Source organism: Desulfitobacterium chlororespirans DSM 11544 (assembly GCF_900143285.1).
Lineage (GTDB): Bacteria > Bacillota > Desulfitobacteriia > Desulfitobacteriales > Desulfitobacteriaceae > Desulfitobacterium > Desulfitobacterium chlororespirans.
The window spans coordinates 34,252-53,989 of the sequence record NZ_FRDN01000008.1 but is presented as its reverse complement, the minus strand read 5'-3'; the positions used below and the strand labels follow the sequence as shown (position 1 = coordinate 53,989).

Annotated in this window: 18 protein-coding genes; 2 read left to right on the top strand and 16 right to left on the bottom strand. The window is 50.3% G+C overall.

The features are described 5' to 3' along the window. Nucleotides 1–5 precede the first annotated feature (5 nt). The 7 genes from BUA14_RS12940 to BUA14_RS12910 all read right to left on the bottom strand — a co-directional run bounded on the left by BUA14_RS12940 (nucleotide 6) and on the right by BUA14_RS12910 (nucleotide 8,447). Nucleotides 6–725, bottom strand: a complete 720-nt coding sequence (locus BUA14_RS12940; protein WP_242954652.1) for a class I SAM-dependent methyltransferase — start codon at nucleotides 723–725, stop codon at nucleotides 6–8. A gap of 146 nt (nucleotides 726–871) precedes the next feature. Beyond that, a complete protein-coding gene (locus BUA14_RS12935) occupies nucleotides 872–2,317 on the bottom strand; it encodes an ABC transporter substrate-binding protein (RefSeq protein ID WP_084078608.1) in 1,446 nt (481 codons plus the stop codon). A 163-nt stretch (nucleotides 2,318–2,480) separates the two neighbouring features. Next, entirely contained in the window at nucleotides 2,481–3,659 is a 1,179-nt protein-coding gene (locus BUA14_RS12930) for an ABC transporter ATP-binding protein (protein ID WP_072772968.1), read from the bottom strand. 276 nt (nucleotides 3,660–3,935) lie between these two features. After that, on the bottom strand, nucleotides 3,936–5,360 hold the full coding sequence (locus tag BUA14_RS12925; protein ID WP_072772967.1) for an ABC transporter permease: 1,425 nt from the start codon (nucleotides 5,358–5,360) through the stop codon (nucleotides 3,936–3,938). Then, entirely contained in the window at nucleotides 5,357–6,535 is a 1,179-nt protein-coding gene (locus BUA14_RS12920; RefSeq protein WP_072772966.1) for an efflux RND transporter periplasmic adaptor subunit, read from the bottom strand. Before BUA14_RS12920 ends, BUA14_RS12925 begins: the two co-directional genes overlap by 4 nt. 66 nt (nucleotides 6,536–6,601) lie before the next feature. After that, complete coding sequence (locus BUA14_RS12915; protein WP_072772965.1) at nucleotides 6,602–7,510, bottom strand: carbohydrate ABC transporter permease; 909 nt, start codon at nucleotides 7,508–7,510, stop codon at nucleotides 6,602–6,604. A gap of 61 nt (nucleotides 7,511–7,571) precedes the next feature. Continuing rightward, nucleotides 7,572–8,447: a carbohydrate ABC transporter permease gene (locus tag BUA14_RS12910; protein WP_072772964.1), complete on the bottom strand. Its 876-nt coding sequence runs from the start codon at nucleotides 8,445–8,447 to the stop codon at nucleotides 7,572–7,574. A 192-nt stretch (nucleotides 8,448–8,639) separates the two neighbouring features. On the opposite strand from BUA14_RS12910, the gene BUA14_RS12905 reads away from it, so the two are divergent. Together BUA14_RS12905 and BUA14_RS12900 are read left to right on the top strand one after the other, a co-directional pair. Continuing rightward, nucleotides 8,640–9,323, top strand: coding sequence for a response regulator transcription factor (locus tag BUA14_RS12905; RefSeq protein WP_072772963.1), 684 nt, complete (start codon nucleotides 8,640–8,642; stop codon nucleotides 9,321–9,323). Continuing rightward, nucleotides 9,320–10,897 (top strand): sensor histidine kinase, encoded by a 1,578-nt coding sequence (locus BUA14_RS12900; RefSeq protein ID WP_072772962.1) that lies wholly within the window; start codon nucleotides 9,320–9,322, stop codon nucleotides 10,895–10,897. Before BUA14_RS12905 ends, BUA14_RS12900 begins: the two co-directional genes overlap by 4 nt. A 55-nt stretch (nucleotides 10,898–10,952) precedes the next feature. On the opposite strand, the gene BUA14_RS12895 is transcribed toward BUA14_RS12900, so the two are convergent. From BUA14_RS12895 to BUA14_RS12855, 9 genes are all read right to left on the bottom strand, one after another. Continuing rightward, complete coding sequence (locus tag BUA14_RS12895) at nucleotides 10,953–11,705, bottom strand: AAA family ATPase (protein WP_072772961.1); 753 nt, start codon at nucleotides 11,703–11,705, stop codon at nucleotides 10,953–10,955. Nucleotides 11,706–11,745: 40 nt separating this feature from the next. Next, nucleotides 11,746–12,471, bottom strand: a complete 726-nt coding sequence (locus tag BUA14_RS12890; protein WP_072772960.1) for a type II toxin-antitoxin system Phd/YefM family antitoxin — start codon at nucleotides 12,469–12,471, stop codon at nucleotides 11,746–11,748. Between the two features lie 175 nt (nucleotides 12,472–12,646). Continuing rightward, nucleotides 12,647–14,371, bottom strand: coding sequence for an ABC transporter ATP-binding protein (locus BUA14_RS12885; protein ID WP_072772959.1), 1,725 nt, complete (start codon nucleotides 14,369–14,371; stop codon nucleotides 12,647–12,649). Further along, nucleotides 14,368–16,110, bottom strand: a complete 1,743-nt coding sequence (locus tag BUA14_RS12880) for an ABC transporter ATP-binding protein (protein ID WP_084078606.1) — start codon at nucleotides 16,108–16,110, stop codon at nucleotides 14,368–14,370. The genes BUA14_RS12885 and BUA14_RS12880 overlap by 4 nt, the downstream gene beginning before the upstream one ends. Before the next feature lie 300 nt (nucleotides 16,111–16,410). Beyond that, the gene (locus BUA14_RS12875; RefSeq protein WP_207649548.1) at nucleotides 16,411–16,821 is read right to left on the bottom strand and encodes a MarR family winged helix-turn-helix transcriptional regulator; all 411 of its coding nucleotides are present in this window, start codon (nucleotides 16,819–16,821) and stop codon (nucleotides 16,411–16,413) included. A gap of 189 nt (nucleotides 16,822–17,010) precedes the next feature. After that, the gene (locus tag BUA14_RS28990) at nucleotides 17,011–17,331 is read right to left on the bottom strand and encodes a helix-turn-helix domain-containing protein (protein WP_427846689.1); all 321 of its coding nucleotides are present in this window, start codon (nucleotides 17,329–17,331) and stop codon (nucleotides 17,011–17,013) included. Next, entirely contained in the window at nucleotides 17,298–17,606 is a 309-nt protein-coding gene (locus BUA14_RS28985) for a hypothetical protein (protein ID WP_072772956.1), read from the bottom strand. Before BUA14_RS28985 ends, BUA14_RS28990 begins: the two co-directional genes overlap by 34 nt. Then, complete coding sequence (locus BUA14_RS12860; protein ID WP_072772955.1) at nucleotides 17,600–19,042, bottom strand: ABC transporter ATP-binding protein; 1,443 nt, start codon at nucleotides 19,040–19,042, stop codon at nucleotides 17,600–17,602. Before BUA14_RS12860 ends, BUA14_RS28985 begins: the two co-directional genes overlap by 7 nt. A gap of 7 nt (nucleotides 19,043–19,049) precedes the next feature. Continuing rightward, on the bottom strand, nucleotides 19,050–19,736 hold the full coding sequence (locus tag BUA14_RS12855) for an energy-coupling factor transporter transmembrane component T (RefSeq protein ID WP_072772954.1): 687 nt from the start codon (nucleotides 19,734–19,736) through the stop codon (nucleotides 19,050–19,052). Between the last annotated feature and the right edge of the window lie 2 nt (nucleotides 19,737–19,738).

The following is a 19,738-nucleotide window of genomic DNA, read 5'->3' as shown; positions in this document are numbered from 1 at the left end:
AAAACTCACGGTTTTCTTGCCCTTAAAAATAAGAACTGAGGTTTATGGGTCAATCTCCGGTAGGCATCCGGTTGTGCTGACTTAAATTCCTCGGTGGGCATGGGTTCCAATACTTTTTCAATCAGGAACCCGGCCTCAAGTACCGCCGAAAGAATTTGGCTCAAGGGCCTTCGGTAAAACTGTACCTTTACTTTCCCATTTTGGGTCTCCCATTCATCATCCAGCAATTCCGTCAGAAAATAATTATCTCTTTGGAAGAGCGTAAAGTCCATAAAGGGATGATGGACGGAGAAGATGAGCCGGCCACCTTCAGCTAGTATCCGGTGGAATTCACTCATCACCAGGGTCCAGTCTTTCAAATAATGGAGAGCCAGGGAAGAAAGGACGATATCATAGGACTCATTCGCCATAAAATCAAGGGGCTCATTCAGATCGGCTCTGATAATTTCCGCCCGCTCCCCCACCCGCTTGCGGGTCATTTCGATCATCCCGGCACTAAAATCCACAGCTGTTACTTCTGCGCCTTTTTCCAACAGCCACTGGGTATACCACCCGGCAGCGCAGCCCGCATCCAAAACCCTTTTGCCAGCTACCTCCGGCAGCAGGGACAGAGTGGCCGGCCTTTCATAATAGGCGTTAAAAGGCTTCCGGTCCACATAGCTGAAGTAATATTCCGCCATTTCCTCATAAGAATTCAGGGATACGGAGTCCTCATGTATTTTCACATCTGCTCAAACCCTTCATCGTTTATCATCTACCTAGTTAAGATTCTTTAGCCATGGATTCAATTCCTCCATGGCCTCCTAAAAAGGGACAACCAAAAACGCCGGCTGGGCAGCCGGCGCTTCATAAAGAGGCCTATTCCTGATTATCACTCATGCAAATAAGTATTCACCCGATCCTGAATCAGCTTGGCGGTCATCTCCGCACTTTTCTGTCCGGTGAAGAAAGCCGCCGTCTCTTCCTGAACAATGGCCAGGATCTTTTGATTGGCACCGTTATAAACATTAGCCTTGGTCAGCAGGCTTTCTACAAAATCTATATCTTCCTGAGCCAGGGGCTGCAGGGTTATATTCTGAGCCTGGCTCTCACCTGCCGATTTCATCATGATCTTCGCTCCGCCCTTCTGGGCGATATCGTTAGCCTGGCGAATCATTTCGGGAACAACGCTTTTATTGATAGGCATTCCCAAAAACATGGACTGACTCATCATCTCATCGGATACCAAAAGCTTGAGGAATTCCCAAGCCAGCTCCTGGTTGACGGAGTTACTGTTGATCCCGTATAGCGCATCGGTGGAAAAGGTGAGGTTGCCGCCGTTGCCGGGTGGTTTCAACAGCTGCACTTCCCCGCCCATCGATGCCTTAAGTGTTTGCAGATTAATCAGCCCTTTAAGAGAAGTTATATTGAACACAAGGTTGCCCCTGGCTGCCAGCTCCATGGCCTTATTCTGATTGGGCTCCGTGTTAAGCAGGTTATGATCAATCAGGTATTGGCATAGATTCAGGAGATCCAGAAAATCCTGACCGTCAAAATAAGCCTCCCTTTTCTCCCTATCCACCAGTTTACTGAAATTTTCCCGGACTAAAGCGGTGATCAGCATGGTTTCATTCATACCGGCCAAGGCATAAATCTCCCCGTCGTCTCCCCCGTTCCTCTCTTGAATGACTTTTTCCGCTGCCTGTACAAAATCCTGCCAGTTCCAGGTGCCGTCCTCAATCTCCACCTGGGCATCCGCCAGTAAAGATTTGTCGGTGGCCATCATATCAACACTGAAGCCGACGGGCAATCCATAGAGGCTGCCCTTATATTTCAGAGCCTCCAGTATGTTTCTATAGTATTTGCTCAGGTCGAAATCCGGGTCCGACTCCATCAACTGACCGATATCGGTGAGCAGGTTCTTATCGGCATAAGTCTCATAGGGCAGATAGTTTAAAAGCATAATATCGCTGCCCTGCCCGGTCATGAGCTGGGCATTCATAGCCGTCAGGTATTTTTCGATATCGGCGGGGTCCTCATTCCGGAGGGCCATTCCTTGATTCTTGCCCCCGGAAGGAGCCGACAGCGGATTGGAAGTGTATTCCTCGACTTTAACCGTCACCCCCGGATGGAGTTCCTCAAATTTCTGCACAGCGGCATCCAGGTACATGCCCTTGGTCACCACTGAAATGGTCAGGGTATTGCTGTCCCCGGCAGCTCCGCTGACTTGTGAATTGCCGCAGCCAACCGCAAATATTCCCAGCAAGAGGACCAGCCCCAGGCTCAAAAGGAGATAAACTCTTTGTTTACTCAGTTTGCACGAAATAGTATTGTTCATCTTCCCCACTCCTTTATATAAAATCCGACGATAATTTTCCTGAACTATCATTTGTCTGAACTACTATTTACTTAAACTATCATTTGCCTAAACTATCATTTATCTAAACTGTCATTTACCTAAACTATCAGTTGCCTGAACTGTCATTTGCTTGAACGATAATTTACATAAGCCGGCTATCCATTTGATCTCTGGATACGCAGTGTTCCTGTCCCTCTGCTTCCATATTCACCCCGCTTTCCGGAGCAAAGAAATGGGCTTGGGCCATATTAAAAACGATCTCCACTTCCTGCCCTGCCTCTCCCCGGTATTCCGGCTGGGCTCTGACCACAACCTCCTTCCCCTGAACCGTGACATAATGATAGTTCTCCGCTCCCCGCAGTTCGGTAAATTCCAGCCTTCCCCGCACCAAAGGCAGCTCCGGCGGGCAGGCCGGAAACTTCCCCTCCAGGGGGCGCAAGGCAAGGTGTTCGGCTCTGATGCCCAGAATTGCTTGCCTGCCCGATCGGCAGCCTTTTTCCCGGAGGCCCGCTCCCCGGGCAGAGGGAACCGGCAGGAGAAAATCCCCCAGACCGGCACAGAGGCCGTTCTTCTGTTCCTTAAGCAAAACTTCGAGGACATTCATCCTGGGATTGCCGATGAAACCGGCGGCAAACAGATTAGCCGGGTGGTTATAGATGCGCTGGGGGCTGTCCACCTGCTGAACCAAGCCCTCTTTCATCACCACGATCCGGGTGCCCATGGTCATGGCCTCCGTTTGATCATGGGTCACATAGATAAAGGTTGTGGCCAGCTTTTTATGGAGCCTGGCGATCTCTATGCGCATTTGGGTTCTTAACTGGGCATCCAGATTGGACAGGGGTTCATCCATTAAAAACACCTGAGGCTTTCTCACCATAGCCCGCCCCAGGGCAACCCTCTGCCGCTGCCCGCCGGAAAGCTCTTTGGGTTTGCGCCTCAGCAGCTCCTCCAGGTCAAGAATGCGGGCGGCTTCCAACACGTTTTGCCTGATCTCTCCTTTGGGCATTTTCCTTAATTTAAGCCCGAAAGCCATATTGTCGTAGACCGACAGATGGGGATAAAGAGCATAATTCTGAAAAACCATGGCGATATCCCGGTCTTTGGGAGGGACATCATTGACCAGTTTGTCTCCGATATAGAGTTCCCCGGCAGAAATATCCTCAAGGCCGGCGATCATTCTCAGAGTTGTTGTTTTGCCGCAACCGGAAGGGCCTACCAAAACCAGGAATTCTTTGTCCTGAATCTCCAGGGAAAGATTCCTGACGGCGGTGACCTGGCCGGGATAGGTTTTCGATATGTTTTTGAGCAGCAGTCCTGCCATTCTTTGCTCAGCTCCTTAGTTTTTATGGGCGTTCATGTCGCAGAGGGCGCCGGCAGATGATGAAAAAGCTTTTGCGCGGGTCGTGTAGCTTTACGCACAACGCTCTCTCCATAGCTCCAGGGCTGGTGAACTCGCTTTCTTAACAGCTCCGCCAAACCCCGCTGCTTTCTGCAAGTCAACCGTGACTGCGCAACGTTAAGAAAGCTTCATTAACCCGACCGCCCCTCCGCTAAATCCGTTCGCACTTGTACGTAAAGCTACGCTCACAGGTCTTTTTTACAGTTTAAAGGCAGACCCGGCATCCTTAAGCCCTGCGACCAGAAATACGGCGGCAAATACCAGAAAGATGCCCTTGCCGTCGATGGCCAATGGCATTCCTGCCGCCAGAAGAATTCCCGTGCCCAGGAGCAAGGCGCTGATCAGGCAGGTACAGAAAAACAGTTCCGTCTTCCAGGCACCTTTCTCCGGGATATTTAACGGGATACTTAACCGGTAAAACCCCCAACCCAGGAGGGGCCAGCCCAGCACCAGGTTTAGCAGCAGATTCCAGTTCTGGATCCCCTGGAGGAAATACAGGTGGACTTCTCCAGGAAGGACCCCATACCCGCCGCCTTGGAAAGACGCTTTGAGCCGGTTTTCCAGCAGGTCGGCCCAGAAAGAAAGATCGATCAGTTCCTGGGGTATGTTTTCCGGCGCTATATAGAGGGGGAAGCGGATCAAAAACCAAAGGGCCAGCATGCCTCCCAAAGGAAGCACTACTTTGACCAGGCCGTAAAAAAGCCTGCCCCCGTCCTTCCTGAAGATCTCTCCCCAGTATTTCTCCCTGAGCCGGGAACCCAGGAAATCATAAACCTGTCGGACATTTTTCCTGAGCAGGCTGAAAAGCAAGCCCAGCACCACCACTCCCGCCAGGAAATTGCGCAGGTGGTTTTTTTGATTCAGGAGCAGGAACTCCATCGTGTAATCGGTAATCCGGAAAGCTCCGGGGTCCTGACCGACTGCTGTCAAAGCCTCTTCCAGCAAGGCGGTATTAGAGCCGGTGGTGCCGCTGTCCCTGGTTTCCGCTTCCAGAAAGGTTATGGCGGAACCTTCCTGCAATTCCAGGAGCTTGGTTATGGGAATATAGACCGTACCTGTTTCCCGGGCCGCTAAACTGCCGGTCAGGGAATTATCAGTGCCGGTTACCCCGATGATGGTAAACTTTCGTTCATACAGCTCGATCTCCAGCCCGGTTACCTGGTAATTTCCGAAAAGACTGCGGGCCAGCTGCTCATCGATGACGGCCACTTGTTGGTTTTCATGGCCGGGAGTCAGGAAACTGCCCGCTATAAGATTGATAGTGTGAAATTGCCGGTAACGGTCATTGACACCCAGCACCTGAGCCGGACTCCGGTTATCCCCGTATACGGCCGTGGCAGATGCCTCCGTGCCGTAAGCCAGATCATGGCCGTTCAGATAGTATTGGGCAAGCTGGCCTATCTTTTCTAAAGAAAAGGGTCCGCTCCCCACCGGGCCGGCATCTTCCTGCCGGACAGCGGTGATTTTATGGGTTTGGTGCAGGCCGTAAATTCCCGTCATCTGAGCGGAAAGTGACTCTCCCAGAACAGAACTTACGGTCAGCAGTAAAATTCCCAGAGCCAGCATCAGACAGGCAGCTTTAGGGGATTGGGGCCGGCTCGGCTGTGTATTGCCCGGTTTCAATTGGCTGCCTCCTTCAACACTTTATCGCCATCCGCCAGGGGCTTATTGCTCTGGATGATGACTTCGTCCCCAATCATATTGGTAAGAGCTGATTTTTCATTGTCCCTGTCTTCCACATTGACATCCAGTCTTTGCACATAGTTTTCCATACCCAGGGGACCCTTGCGGGATTTCAAGACATAGACAAAAGAGCCTTCGCTGTCCGTATAGATGGCGCTGTTGGGCACCAGGGCCGGGTAGGGCTTGGTTTTTTTGCTGAGATATATTTCTCCCTTTTCACCCCCGGCTAGGCCCTCCCCGGTCAGGTCAATCCATACATCCTTTTGTTCTCCCGGACGCTGACTGTTGTCCGTGATTCTTTCAATTTTACCCTCGGTCTTTTTATCCAGGGAGTAGATATTGACACTGACCGTATCCCCAGGCTGGGCATACTCGGCCAGCTCCCCGGCAACGGGGACAACCAGCCGGAATCCCTGACCGGTATCCGCTAAACGAAAAAGAGGCTGGGTGCTATTGACCGTCGAACCCGCGGCGAAATTCAACTCGGTAATGATGCCGTCGGCGGAAGCCGTATATACCCCACCGTTGGCCATCTGTTCAGCCAGGCTCTGCACTTTCCGCTCCTGCATGGTCAGATTAAGCCGGGTAGTGTCACAGTTTCTTGCGGCCTCAGCCAGAGCTTTTTCGGCATTGAGCAGATTGATCTCCGCTTCCGCCCCATTTTCAACGAGAGCTTTGATGTTTTCATAATCCCGTTGTTTTTGTTCCAGGGCATCTTCGGCCCCTGCCAGAGAGAGTTCCAAAAGCTGGCAGCGGGTTTGTTCGTCCAGATAACTATCCTGAAGGCTGCGGATGTCGAGACTGAGGATGGTCTGGCCTTTGCTCACTCTGTCTCCCCGTTCCACCAGGACCTCCTTAACAGGCAGATTGGCCTTTGCATATTCCTCCCATACCTGCTTGACCTCCACCGTCCCTTCCCCAAATATTTCCTTGATCAGGACTCCATTGGCCGGCCGTTCCGCTTCCACTTTGGGCAAGGTAAAGTGAAGCAGGGTATTGGAGAAAAAGGTCAAAACTATCATCATCATGAAAAACATCAGACTCAGGCGGCCGATGGTCTGTTTTTTTCCTCCCTCATGAGGCGGGATAAAATCCGCCGGTTCTTCCTTGGGCATTTTCCGTCTCCCTTCTGTCTTTCTTTCCTTCTTTCCTGGTAAACTGCGGTAAGCTGCCTGGCCGGGTCAGCCCTTAATCCCCGAAAGCCGGATTCCTTCCAGCAGGTATCGCTCGGCATAAAGGAAATTCAAAAGCATGGGCATCATATAAAGAGCTGAGGCGGCAAAGGCCAGCCCCTTTTCTCCGTCGACGATCTTGGCGAGATAGAGAGAAAGTGGCTGCCGGGTCGCATCCTGCAGGAAGATCAGGGGCTGTTCCACCATATTCCAGTTATCGATGAAGACCAGAATGGCCATGGCGGCTATCCCCGCCCTGGACATGGGCACAATGATTTTCAGAAAGATCTGAAACGGGCTGGCTCCGTCCACTTTGGCCGCTTCCAGATAGGAATCCGGTATCTGCTCCATATACTGCTTGAGGAGAAATACGCCAAAGGTGCTGAAAATACCGGGAAAGATAATGGATAAAGGGTTATTGAGCAGGCCCAGCCGGCCGGCGATGATATAATTGGGCACCAGGGTTACCTGAAAAGGCATGAGCATCACGACGATATACAAAAAGAACAGCACATTCCTCCCCCTGAACTTCATTTTGGCGAAGGCATAAGCGGCCAGAGTGGCCACAAGGGTCTGCCCGATGACGATGGGGAAGGTAAGCAGCACCGAATTCCAGAACATAAAGAGGAACTGGGTCTTTTCCAGCAGCACGCTGTAATACTGCTTGAGGGTCACCAGCTCCGGGATAAGCTCAAACCGGGCAAAAGGACTTGCCCCACTGTCCTGGTAACTGTTCAGACTCTTATCCGTGACCGGGCCATAATTCGTAGTGATTTCCTGTTCACTCATAAAAGAATTGGTAAGGGTCACCCCTAAGGGAAACAGGAAAAAAGCGGCCAGGATCAGCAGAATCATGAAGTAAACTAATTTATGGAGAGAATGCTTTCCTGAATTGGCCAGTTTTGCCTGTGATAACATCCCTCTCCCTCCTTTCTTATGTTTTTCGGAACCCGGACCCTGCGGGCGGCGGTTTCAGCTTCTAATTGATCAGCCGGCTGATCTTCCGCTCCACAATGAACAAGAGCAGCACCGCGGCTACAATAAAGGCCGCCATGATAAAAGCCGCACTGGTCAGCTTCTGGTAGTCCAGGGCCGTAAACATATTGTTCATGTAATGCTGCAGCATATAAATGCTGCTATGGGGATATTCCCCGGCCATGAGATAAGTCTCCCGGAAAACTTTGAAGGAATTGATGGTGGAGATGACAAACACAAAAAAAGCCGTGGGAGTCAGATAAATCAGGGTTATCCGGAAAAATTCCTGCAGGCGTCCGGCTCCGTCGATCCTGGCCGCCTCGTAATATTCAACCGGTATGCTCTGCAAACCGGCCAGGAACAAAACCATGCTGTAACCGGTATTTTTCCAAAGATAGACTACCAGGATGGCGGCTCTGGCCCATTCACTCTTCAGCCAATCCACAGGCTGGAGATTCAGGGCATGAAGGAAGGCGTTCAGGACACCATTGATATCAAAGAAAGCCTGCCAGACCAAAACCACCGAGGCTACGGGAATGACCAGCGGGGTGATGAAGAGTGTGCGAAAAAAATTGCTGCCCTGAATCTTCTTGTTTAAGAGCAAGGCCACTCCCAGAGAGAAAAGCATATTCAGCGGAACGCAGACCAGCGTAAATTTGCCCGTATTGGCCAAGGCCGTCAGAAAACTCGGGTTCTTTAACAAGTCTGAGTAATTGCGCAGCCCAACGAAGTTTCCGTGCAGGGGGCTGTCGACCAGAGAATAGAAAAAACCGTCCATGAAGGGCAGCAGATAAAAAAGAGCAAACCCGATCAGGCTGGGCCCCAGAAAGAGCCAGGGCAAAAGGTTTATTTTCTTGCCGGAGATCTTTGACCATTTCATTTTTGTTTCACCTGCCTCTGCACCGTCCACTTTATCTTAAGGAACGATTTAGGCGGCACCGTGGAGCAAATATGGCGGTTTGATGGCATTTTGAGGGTAGTTTGATGACAAAGCCTTCTTTTGTATTTCCGGCAGCCAGGCATATGGTAAACTATCTACGGAGGGGAAAATAAACTCTTAAGGTGGCTAGCGATGAAAAAGACAATATTGATTGTGGAAGACGAGCCCCGGATGCAGACTATTATTGCCGATTACCTCGAGGACGAAGGCTATAAGACCCTGGCTGCCGCCAATGGAGTTGAGGCCCTGGAGCTTTTTAAGAGCAGGCAGGTCGATCTGATTCTTCTCGATATCATGATGCCCAAGCTGGACGGGCTGTCCGTCTGCCGGACGATCCGCAAGCAGGATTCCCGGGTGCTCATTATCATGCTTACGGCCAAATCGGCGGAAAACGACAAGCTTTTGGGTTATGAATACGGAGCCGACGACTACATTACCAAGCCTTTCAGCCTTAAAGTCCTGGTGGCAAAAATAAACGCCCTTTTAAAAAGGGCGGATGCCGGCGCTCAGGAAGCACCGGAGATCTATGAAATTGGCCGCCTGGCCATCAACCAACTGTCCCATACCGTTACCCTGGCCGGAGAACCCATCGAACTGACTCCCAAAGAATTTGAACTGCTGGTTTGTCTGGTCAGGAATAAGCAAAGGGTGCTTACCCGGGAAATGATGATGAACCTGGTTTGGGGATATGAATATTACGGCGATTTGCGCAACGTGGACTCCCATATCAAAAGGCTCCGGCAAAAATTAAAAAGCGAGGGGCGGCTCATCACCACCGTCAGGGGCAGCGGCTATAAACTGGAGGCCGGTCAATGAAACAGAAAAAGAAAAGCATTACCTTTAAACTGTTTATCATCACCTCCCTGTTTTTTATTTTCTTCACCAGCCTGACCATGCTGCTGCAGACCGTTTTTATCGAGAACTTTTACCTGAGCAAAAAAACCAAAGATTTTGAAGCCAATTTCCAGCAATTCAGCAGCACCTACAGCCGGCTGGCCGAAAACAGCACCGATTCCTCGGAATTATTAAGCGAATTCCAGGATAAAAACAACGCCAGCACCGCGGTCATCAGCCTCGCGAGTTCCACCCTGCGTATTTTTGAGGATAAACGGCAAATGCTGCTCAAGATTGCCAAAAAGCCTTCCTCCGCTGCCAACCCCACGTCGGAAATCGTCGATAATATCATTACCTACAATATGGACAGCAAAATGAAAATGCTGATCAACGGGATGCAGCGGTGGTCCTCAGACCCCTTGGCAGTGGCTATGGTTCTGGATGAAGGCAGACATATCGTCTATCATTCCGGTGTAAAGATTGACGGTCAAAACAGCCTGGTGGGGATTGCCCCCATTGTCGTCGGCGGCGAAGTGACCGGTATTCTGACCGCTGCCGCTTCATTGCAGCCCATCGGGGAGGCGGCGGCAGTTATCCGGCAATTTTATGTTTACTTCTATATGATTGCCTTAGTCTTGATTTTCGCCCTCTCCCTCATCTACTCTAAAATTATCGCCAAACCCCTGGTCACCCTGAATAAAACAGCTTTAAAATTATCCGAACTGGATTTTTCCGCCAAGTGCCCGGTCAACTCCCAGGATGAAATCGGCAGCCTGTCCGCCACTTTGAATTTTCTCTCAGCAAAACTGGATTCTTCCATATCGGAATTAAAGGCAGCCAATGAGAAATTAAGAGAAGACATTGAGAACGAGAAAAAGCTGGACCTGATGAAAAATGAATTTATCGCCGGAGTATCTCACGAATTGAAAACCCCGATTTCCCTGATCAACAGCTATGCCGAAGGGATTAAAGACAATATCACCAATGGGACCAAACGGGAATATTATGCCCATATCATCATGGATGAAAGCAAAAAAATGGCCTCCCTGGTGGAGGACATGCTGGATCTCTCTCAGCTGGAGTCCGGCAGCTTTAAACTTAAGGTTGAGGACTTTTCCCTGACCGGCTTATTAAACAGTATTGCAGAGAGATATAGCGTCAATACCCGGACTAATGAGAAAACACTGGCTCTACAGCTCCCTCCCCACGATCTGGAAGTCAGAGCCGATATGTTCCGCATTGAGCAAGTCCTGACCAATCTTGTGAATAACGCTCTCAAATACACGCCCCCCGGCGGGACCATCAGCATTTCCGCCCACGATGAAGGAGATAGCATAACTATCGAAGTGGAGAATCCCGGGGAGCCCATCCCGGAAGCCGAACTGCCCCATATCTGGAGTAAATTTTACCGGATTGAGAAATCCCGGAATAAGGAGCTTGGCGGTACAGGCTTGGGGCTTTCCATTGTCAAGGAGATCCTTGACCGCCATGGCAGCGCCTATGGGGCCCACAACACAGCTTATGGGGTTAAGTTCTTCTTTACCTTAGCAAAATAAAAAGGCCCAGCCGAAAGCTGGGAAAGCAGGCAATGTTCATCATTCCAAAATATCATCATTCTAATAAGAGCTTAAGCATTTTTTGCGGATGATTTAAAAAAGCGCGGGTTATCTGGTAATGCTCGGTTTCCTGATAAGCGACCTGCTCAATGTCGTCGCCTATTTGATAAATCAGCGCATCCGGATAGGCCATGATGATCGGGGAGTGGGTGGCAATAATAAACTGGGCCCCCTCCCCCACTAATTCATGCATCCTGCTGAGCATGGACATCTGCCGGGATGGGGATAGGGCCGCCTCAGGTTCATCCAGAATATAAACGCCGTCGCCGCTGAACCGGTTAAGAAAGACAGCGAAAAATGATTCGCCATGGGATTGCTCATGCAAAGAACGTCCCCCGTAAGAATTGATTAAAGGCGGCCCGAAAGCCATTTCCGAATCCAGATCATCAATATTCGAGGCGAAATTGTAGAAACTCTCCGCCCGCAGGAAAAAACCGTTCCGAGGGGTTCTCGTCCCTTTAACGACCTTCACATAATCGCTCAAATCCGAATGAGTTCTTCGGGAGGAAAAATTAAAGTTCTTGGTTCCTCCCTCAGCATTGAAACCATAGGCCACAGCGATGGCTTCCAAAATGGTTGACTTTCCGGAACCATTCTCACCGACAATAAAAGTCACTTTAGGATGCAGCGCTAAGGTGTCCAGATTCCTTACCGCCGGCAAATGAAAAGGATACTGTGAAAACGACGGAACCCGGCTCCGCTCCAATTCAATATACCTGATGTAGGGATTTAGGTTTTTTGATTCCATGACTAAACCACCTGCTAACCGGCAGAAATGCCTCTCTTCCTCATAAAAACACCCCGGCCAGCTCTATCTTTAACCCACTGAAACAGGCCGATTCAGCATATTCATGAGCCCCCTTCTGGAAGGCCCTGATGTCGGTGATTTCCTGCTGCTCCAGAACATAGACGTTGATCAGCTTATTTTTCGGATCAACCATCCAGTACTCCTTGACACCGCATTGCCGGTAAAGCTCCAGCTTTTTAATAATATCCTTGCTTCTGGTGGACATGGAAAGAACTTCAACCACCAGGGCGGGAACTCCTTTGTACTTCCCTTTTTTGTCCATGTTATCCGGGTCACAGATAATGACGATATCCGGCTGAACCACACAGATGTTATCTTCCGCCTTAAAAAAGGTCACGTCAAAAGGAGAAGTGAGAGGAATGCACTTTTTGTTCTTAAACCAGATATAGAAGGTACCTATTATTTCGCGAACGGCATATTGATGTCCGTAAGAAGGAGACGCCAGATTATAGATAACGCCGTCGATCAGCTCAAACCGCTGGTCGGAAGACTCCACCAGTTCCAGAAACTCTTCATAAGTCACCCTTCCCCCACGGGTTTGATACTCGGCGGCCTCCTCCGCCACCAGGTTTTTATGAGGATCATCACAGGGCAGGATTCTGGCAATATCCCTGCCATTCTTAGTCACAATGATCTCTTCATTGACCTCCACAAACTTTAAATACTTGCCAAAATTGTTCTGGACCTCCGTTGAAGGAACTCTCATCGTCATCCCTCCCTATTAGCTATTTGTAGATCATTATAGATAGTTTTAGCTAATTTGTCAACAAAGGTCTCAAAATTAGCTAAAACTAATCTCCCCTATCTCAATATTAACGGCGCTCTACCGTTTTGCCGCCTCGTGACAGATTTATTTATCTATCCAAACCGCATTTGCTTCATCAGGCGATACTCCATTCCTGTGCCGCTGCCTGGGCCTGCCAAAGCTTGGCATACACCCCATCCTGTTGCAGCAGCCGGTCATGGTTACCGCGTTCAACAACAACCCCCTCCTTGAACACCAGAATCTGCTCAGCTGTCTTAATGGTTTGGAGATGATGGGCAATCATCAGTACGGTACGCCCTTGGGAAAGCTTGCTGATTGCCTTTTGGATCAGCACTTCGTTCAAGGAATCCACATTGCTGGTCACTTCATCCAACAGCAAAACGGGGGCGTCCTTCAAAAATGCCCTGGCAATAGAAATCCGTTGTTTCTCACCCCCCGAGAGGCGTGCGCCGTTCTCACCCAGCATAGTGTCATACCCATCGGGCAATCCCATGATGAAGTCATGAATCATGGCCTTCCTGGCGGCCTCCTCCACTTGCTCCCGGGTAGCGTCGAGGTGGCCGGTGCGGATATTTTCATAGATAGTATCGGCAAACAAAATGACATTTTGCATTACAATGCTGACATTGGCAAGCCATTCGTCATAATCCATCCGGCGGATATCCACGCCCCCTACCTCAATTGCGCCCGAATCCACTTCCCAGAAGCGCAAAAGCAGATTGGTGACCGTGGTTTTGCCTGAGCCGGACGGGCCCACCAAGGCCGTCAAACTGCCCTGTGGCAAATGGAAATCCACATCATGCAATGCAAACCCGTTTTCCTCATAGTGAAAACCGACCTGCTTAAAGGCAATATCAAATGTATTCGGCCTTTGGGGTGCCTGGGGCTTTTCAACTACCGGGGCCTGCAATAATTTTGAGATACGGCCAAATGAGCTTTGGATCTGGGCCCAGGTCACCCGATAGCTCTCCATATTGGCAAAGGGGGTATAAAAAACCCGGCTGAACACAATGAAGGCAATAAAATCTTGAACAGCCAGATTGCCGTTGACCGTTAACAAACTGCCCGCTAAGGCGAGCAAAGCAAAGCACAACTCAAAGGGGAGAAAATACTTGGCCGAATCTTTGGCCCCCTGTCTCGCCTCTGCTTTACTGCTCTTTTCAAAATTGGCGGCGCTTTCCTTTACATAATCCTGAAACAGCAGACCGCCACGGAAGGTTTTGAGCAGCGGAATGTTCCTGGTAAATTCTACAAAGCGGGACACCATTGTGCCCAGGTTAGCGGCATTCTCATTTTTGAGCCTGAGGGCCTTTTTATATCCCAGGGCCTGGAACAGGAAAGACAGGGGCAGCAGGGACATCATCACAAGCCCCATCCGCCAATCCAACATCAGGAGGGCGATCCCGATAACCGCAGCGGTAAATATATCGGCCAGCATTTTGACCCCTACATGGGATATTGATTTTTGCAGATTCTCCACATCGTCATGAACCACCGTACTGATATTCCCAAGTTGCTCATGGGTGTAAAATCCCAGTGAAAATTCTTTCAGGCGGCGTACGACACGCTCCTTAAGCTGGGTTTCCATAGCAAAGCCTGCATCGTGCATAGTCATCATGGTCACGATGGTGCAGAAAAACTTAGCCCCTAACAAGATGCCGAAACGAACAAAATAAGCAGTCAATCCCTGGCTTGGTTCAGCGAGCACCCCATAGAGCATATTTAAAATCGTCAGCATGATAGCGGCTGTAAGCAAGGCATTGCCGGTCTCAAAAATAATGGCGGCAATCATGGTCATTTTGCCCTTTTTCCCAATATAGCCGAATAATTCCCCGATCATACCGCAGCCTCCTTTATATTCCAGTTTTGCGCCTGCTGTTGAGCCTCCACCATGGAACGGTAAAGGGAGCAGCTCTCCACTAATTCCCCGTGTTTCCCCACTGCTTCGACCCGCCCCCGGTTCATCACCACAATCTGATCCGCTCCGGCAATGGTATTCAGATGATGGGCAATCACGATCAGCGTCTTATTTTCACACAGTTCGGAAATCGCCTTGTGAATCAAGGATTCATTATACGGGTCCACAGCAGCCGTGGCTTCGTCCAGGATCACAATGGGTGCATTCTTGAGCATCATCCTTGCCAAGGAAATCCGCTGCTTCTCACCTCCGGAAAGCCGCACTCCCCCTTCCCCCGGTATGGTTTGATAGCCCCCCGGCAAGCGCATAATCGTCTCATGGATCTGCGCCTTTTGCGCGGCATCCCGGATCTCCGCTTCCGTCGCGTCAGGCTTGCCGATCCGGAGATTTTCCTCAATGCTGATATTGAGCAGGAAGTTGTCCTGCTGGACGACAGATATGAGTGCTGTTAATTCTGCTTCGGGAATATCCTCGATCCTCCGGCCTGCGATGGTGATGCTTCCGGTCTCGTGCCGCCATAAGCCAAGCAGCAAACCCGCGATAGTGCTCTTGCCTGCACCGGAGGGACCGACGATGGCTGATGTGGTATTTTGCCGGAAGATCAGACTTATATCAGTCAGCGCCTCGGCTGTCCCATCATAAGAGAATCCCGCCTGATCAAAGACGATGTCCCCGGCTACGGCAGGAGCACCGGATCGGGGCTGCTCCCGGACCGGTTCCCCCATGATCCGCTCCACTGATTTCATGGTATTGTCATAGACTGCTTTATTGTACATCAGCGTCGTCGCTTTGATCAGGCTCCCTGTGAATTGCTGTGCCAAAATAAAAGCCAGAATAAAGCGGGTAATATCAGAGGAGGTGAGAGGTCCGGCCTTCAGGATATACGCACCGACAATGGCAACCAGCACCACCCCGCCTTCCACCAGCACCGTAATCAGCCCCATCGGTGCCGCCTGGACATAGATTGCCTTTCGCGCTTTCCCGATATAGTCATCCATGCTGGCGAGCACCTTTTCCGTCTTGCGTTCTCCCGCAGCAAACACCTTGATCACCGGGATGGTGGCAATGTACTCCATAATGTTTTCCGATACTGTACGCGTACTGTCCTGATAATCATTGATCGCCCCTTTCCAGAAGGGACTTGATACCGCCAGGATAATCACGACCAGCGGAACTGTGGCAATGAGTGCAAGCCCCATCCGCCAGTCCAGAATAAACACAGCAACGCCGCTCAGGCCGCAGACCAGACCGGTCACCGCTACTTCAGGCAGAGTATGGGCCAGATAGAGCTCGACCCGCTCCACATCATGGTCAACAATCCCGGCCAGCTCTCCGGTTTTATGTTTTTGAAAGAAAGAGAGGGGCAGCCTTTTGAGCTTGTCAATGAGCCCGTTGCGGATCGTCAGCAGGGACGAATACGCAAACTCGTGAGCCTGCCACAGGGCCAGGGCGTAAAAACCCCCTTTGATGATTTGGCACAGGGCAATACCCAACGTCGGGATCAGCAGGGCCCCCAAGGGTTTCCCCTCCCAGAGCAGGGTGATCAGGTACACCGCAATCAGGGTAGAGGCAATACCCGCCAGGACACTGACTGCTGTTAAGATTTCCGGAGCTTTCCCGCGTTTGCTGTAGGAATGGCCGGCTTTGTTTTTCTTGCTCACGATAATTCCACCTTCCCATGAACTTGGTTCATCAAAAAATTCATTTTATACGATAATGAATCCATAGGCATCATCCGGGTCTCTGTAAAATTTCTCTGTACCCCCCCTCCTTAACCATGATCATTTTCAGTAGGTTAACAGATTTAAGTTAGCATCAGCTAACTTATTGGAAGAAAGAAAGTTCTAGGAATATTCCTAAAACTTCAGTTTAACAACTTATTCACTCATAAGACCGCTTTCCAGTTACAATTCTATAATTGGCACCATACGTTTGGTTACTATACGTTTAGTGTAAAAAAATTATATCTCCGCATCGATAGAAGCCATCTTCCTGGTAAAACCATCTGAGAATTCTTCTAAAAAACTAATTTTACCCTCCTCTTGGTCTGACAGCAGTTCTATAATCGCCTCATCAATCATCCGGTGGAATTTAAGATGATTCTCGTTGGCCAATTTGCCTTTTTCAGTCAGCTTGAGGATGATCTTCGTTTGATTATGGCTATCTCTCTCTTTGATCACCAGACCTTTTTTCTTGAGTTTGGCCATGATTTCCGAAACAAATCCTTTGGTCACCCCCATATGTTCCGCCAAACTCGCCATATGGATTCCTTCATGTTCAGCAATTGCGCCCAACATATGAATCTCTGCGATATAGATGGGAACATCGGTTCCATAATACCGCTTCCTCTTATCGACTTCGATGAACTTCATCATAAGTCTCAAAAGGGAATTTGCTACTTGGTTAATTCTTTCATCATCACTTTTCATAAAACTATTGTATAGTTACCATACGTCTTTGTCAAGCATGCTGAATTTGCGGTCAGTTGGCCCTGCTTAAGGCGAACTGCCTCACCAGGTTATGCCCTTCCGAATCGGACAAAGGATTTTTGCTATTCAAGATCAGACAAAGGATTTGCGATACTCAAGGGGTGACTTTCCCATAATCTTCTTAAATGCCATGGCAAATTTGCCGGGGTTGTCGTATCCGACTCTCCCGGCAATCTCGGCAACGCTCTCCCGCCGGTTGGTACGAAGCAGTACCGCAGCCTGATGCATGCGGTAAGTTCGCATATAAGCAAAAACAGAGGTTCCGTAGACGCCCTTGAAACAGGTTTTCATCGAAGTAAGCGGGATCTCAAACCTGGCCGACAGCTCCTCCAGTGTATAATGTTTTTGGATATTCCCAGTCATAAAGGCCTGGATGGCTTTGATTTTCTCCACCTGCAGTTTATAGAAATAGGGCCGTTCCCCATATCCTGTTCAATGCGTCCTTCCCGGCAGTGATCGATGCAGAACATATCCACAGCCGTTTTGAATTTGGAATCGCAGCTATGCATGTGGAAATTGTTGTAGCTCAGATAAGCTCCCGGAAACACGGCATAACAGATCATCATGCCATCGCCCGTTCTGTCCTTGATTTGGTAGATTGCCCGCTCCTCATCCTCGATCACTGTATATACATTGCTGCCATAGGCTGACAGATTGTCTTTCAGCATGGCTCCTCCACCTCCCTGCCCTTCCCTGTCAGCGACACTGAGCGGTCGCAGACAAAGTTCATAAATTCCCTGTCATGGGTCACAATCAGGATAATATGCCCCTTCTCCGCCAATTTCCTGATCAGCCCGGCCACTGCTGTCATACGCTCGTAGTCAAGGCCACTGGTGGGCTCGTCGAAAACAAGGATCTTTTTATGGCTCAATACTCCGCAGGCGATAGCCAGCCGCTGTTTCTGACCGCCTGACAAGGCCATAGGATGACTGTCCTTGTATGTGTAGAGATCGAAGGTTTTCAGCACATCTTCAATTTCCGGCCTGCCGGCCCCAGAAAGAGCGCATTCATTCCCTACACTGTCGCTGAAGAGCTGGTGGTTAACGTCCTGCATAACGCAGAAGCACTCCCTGTTTCTCTGCCGCAGTGTCAGCTCCTTGCCTCCCAAGGATACCGACCCGCTTTTTTCTTTGGTCAGCCCGCATATGCAGCCCATCAGCGTGCTTTTGCCAACACCGTTATTACCTGTGATGCCGACAATCTCGCCACTGCCCGCTGAAAAACTGATCCGGTCAAAGACACGCTTTCCCTTGATCTCGCAGCAAAGCTCCCTGACGCTAAGTTCCTGCCCGTTTTGGCCGGCCGGGGCAGCAGAGACAGCGAGGGTTTCTTCCCCTTTCCTGCCGGCCGCGGCATTGAGCGCAGGCGTGCTGAATGTGCGCAGCCCCATGTTGATCCGCTGTTCATCGGAGAGCGCAAAGAACTCCTCCCGGGGATAAATACGGACAATCTCCCCGTCTTCCATATAGACCGCCCGGTCGATAAGGTCGGTCAGGAAATACAGCCGGTGCTCGGCAATCAGAATGGTCTTGCCCTGGCGCTTTATTTCCCCCAGCTGCCGCTTCAGAACCGCCACCCCATCTCCGTCCAGATTGGCTGTGGGCTCATCCAGAACATAAATGTCCGGATTTATCGCAAAGGCCGAACCGAAAGCCAGCGCCTGCCGCTCACCGCCGGACATGGCGAAGATACTCCGCTGCATCAGCCTCTCAATGTCCAGTTCCCTGACAACAGCATCCAGGCGTTGGCGCATATATTCGGGAGACGCACCGATGTTCTCCAGCCCAAAGGCCAGCTCCGCATCGGAATCAAGGTTGAAAAACTGAGATTTGGGGTTCTGAAATACCGAGGCGATGCTTTTGGCCAGTTCATAAAGCTCGGTGGCGGTCACGTTCAGACCTGCCGCCGTGACCGTTCCTTCCAGCCGGCCATTTTCGATAAAATGAGGAATCAGTCCGTTCACCAGCTTGGTCACCGTTGTTTTCCCGCATCCGCTTTTCCCGCAAAGCAATAGGCATTCCCCCGGGCCTATAGTTAAATCTATATTTTTCAGCGTATCCTTTTTCTGGTTGTATCCAAACGTCACATTGTTTATTGTTATCATATTTACCTCACCCCAGGAAAAAAGCTGCTAAAGCAAAGATCAATCCAACGGAAATACAGACGTAGTCCCGCAGACGGAAGCGCAGCTCGATGACACTGGTTTTAGGGGCAGGGTTCTCGATGCCTCTGGTGACGGCCGCCGCCCCCAATTCCTCCGCCGTATTGAGCGCTGAAAATATCAGGGGAACGATATACGCCTCGATCCTGGCCGTTCCTGTGACCCGGCGCAGCTTCATGGCGTTCCGGATATGCCCGATCTCTTCCCTGATGGCCGGAAAATACCGGATAGTTACCGAGAGGGGAATGATGAGCCTTTGGGGAAAATACCAGCTGCGCATGGCAAGAATAACATACCGCATAGGCGTTGTTTCGACAATAAATCTCCCGATCATAGCGCAGGGGAAAACCTTCCTGGCGTACACCGTGAGAATAAAAAAGAAATCGGAAAAGATTTTGGGAGCAGCCGGCAATATATAGTACTGAAGGGCCAATAAAAATCCGAACCCCAGCATAAATTTGACTCCGCTCCTAAACAGGCCACAGCAGAGAAAAAGACCGAGAAGTACCCCGATCAGTATAAGCTCCACCTGGAGAGAGCTATGGGAAAATACCACGGCAGTGACGAACACCAGAAGCAGCAACACGGTCCGGGGATCCAGGCACACAGCCTCTCCGGCCTTGACTTTTCCTCCCATGC

Bases quoted from the DNA above. Each gene is read 5' to 3' on its own strand.
- BUA14_RS12935 (WP_084078608.1), bottom strand. From the start codon at position 2,317: ATGAACAATACTATTTCGTGCAAACTGAGTAAACAAAGAGTTTATCTC.
- BUA14_RS12930 (WP_072772968.1), bottom strand. From the start codon at position 3,659: ATGGCAGGACTGCTGCTCAAAAACATATCGAAAACCTATCCCGGCCAG.
- BUA14_RS12920 (WP_072772966.1), bottom strand. From the start codon at position 6,535: ATGCCCAAGGAAGAACCGGCGGATTTTATCCCGCCTCATGAGGGAGGA.
- BUA14_RS12915 (WP_072772965.1), bottom strand. From the start codon at position 7,510: ATGTTATCACAGGCAAAACTGGCCAATTCAGGAAAGCATTCTCTCCAT.
- BUA14_RS12910 (WP_072772964.1), bottom strand. From the start codon at position 8,447: ATGAAATGGTCAAAGATCTCCGGCAAGAAAATAAACCTTTTGCCCTGG.
- BUA14_RS12905 (WP_072772963.1), top strand. From the start codon at position 8,640: ATGAAAAAGACAATATTGATTGTGGAAGACGAGCCCCGGATGCAGACT.
- BUA14_RS12900 (WP_072772962.1), top strand. From the start codon at position 9,320: ATGAAACAGAAAAAGAAAAGCATTACCTTTAAACTGTTTATCATCACC.
- BUA14_RS12895 (WP_072772961.1), bottom strand. From the start codon at position 11,705: ATGGAATCAAAAAACCTAAATCCCTACATCAGGTATATTGAATTGGAG.
- BUA14_RS12890 (WP_072772960.1), bottom strand. From the start codon at position 12,471: ATGAGAGTTCCTTCAACGGAGGTCCAGAACAATTTTGGCAAGTATTTA.
- BUA14_RS12885 (WP_072772959.1), bottom strand. From the start codon at position 14,371: ATGATCGGGGAATTATTCGGCTATATTGGGAAAAAGGGCAAAATGACC.
- BUA14_RS12875 (WP_207649548.1), bottom strand. From the start codon at position 16,821: ATGAAGTTCATCGAAGTCGATAAGAGGAAGCGGTATTATGGAACCGAT.
- BUA14_RS28985 (WP_072772956.1), bottom strand. From the start codon at position 17,606: ATGCTGAAAGACAATCTGTCAGCCTATGGCAGCAATGTATATACAGTG.
- BUA14_RS12860 (WP_072772955.1), bottom strand. From the start codon at position 19,042: ATGATAACAATAAACAATGTGACGTTTGGATACAACCAGAAAAAGGAT.
- BUA14_RS12855 (WP_072772954.1), bottom strand. From the start codon at position 19,736: ATGGGAGGAAAAGTCAAGGCCGGAGAGGCTGTGTGCCTGGATCCCCGG.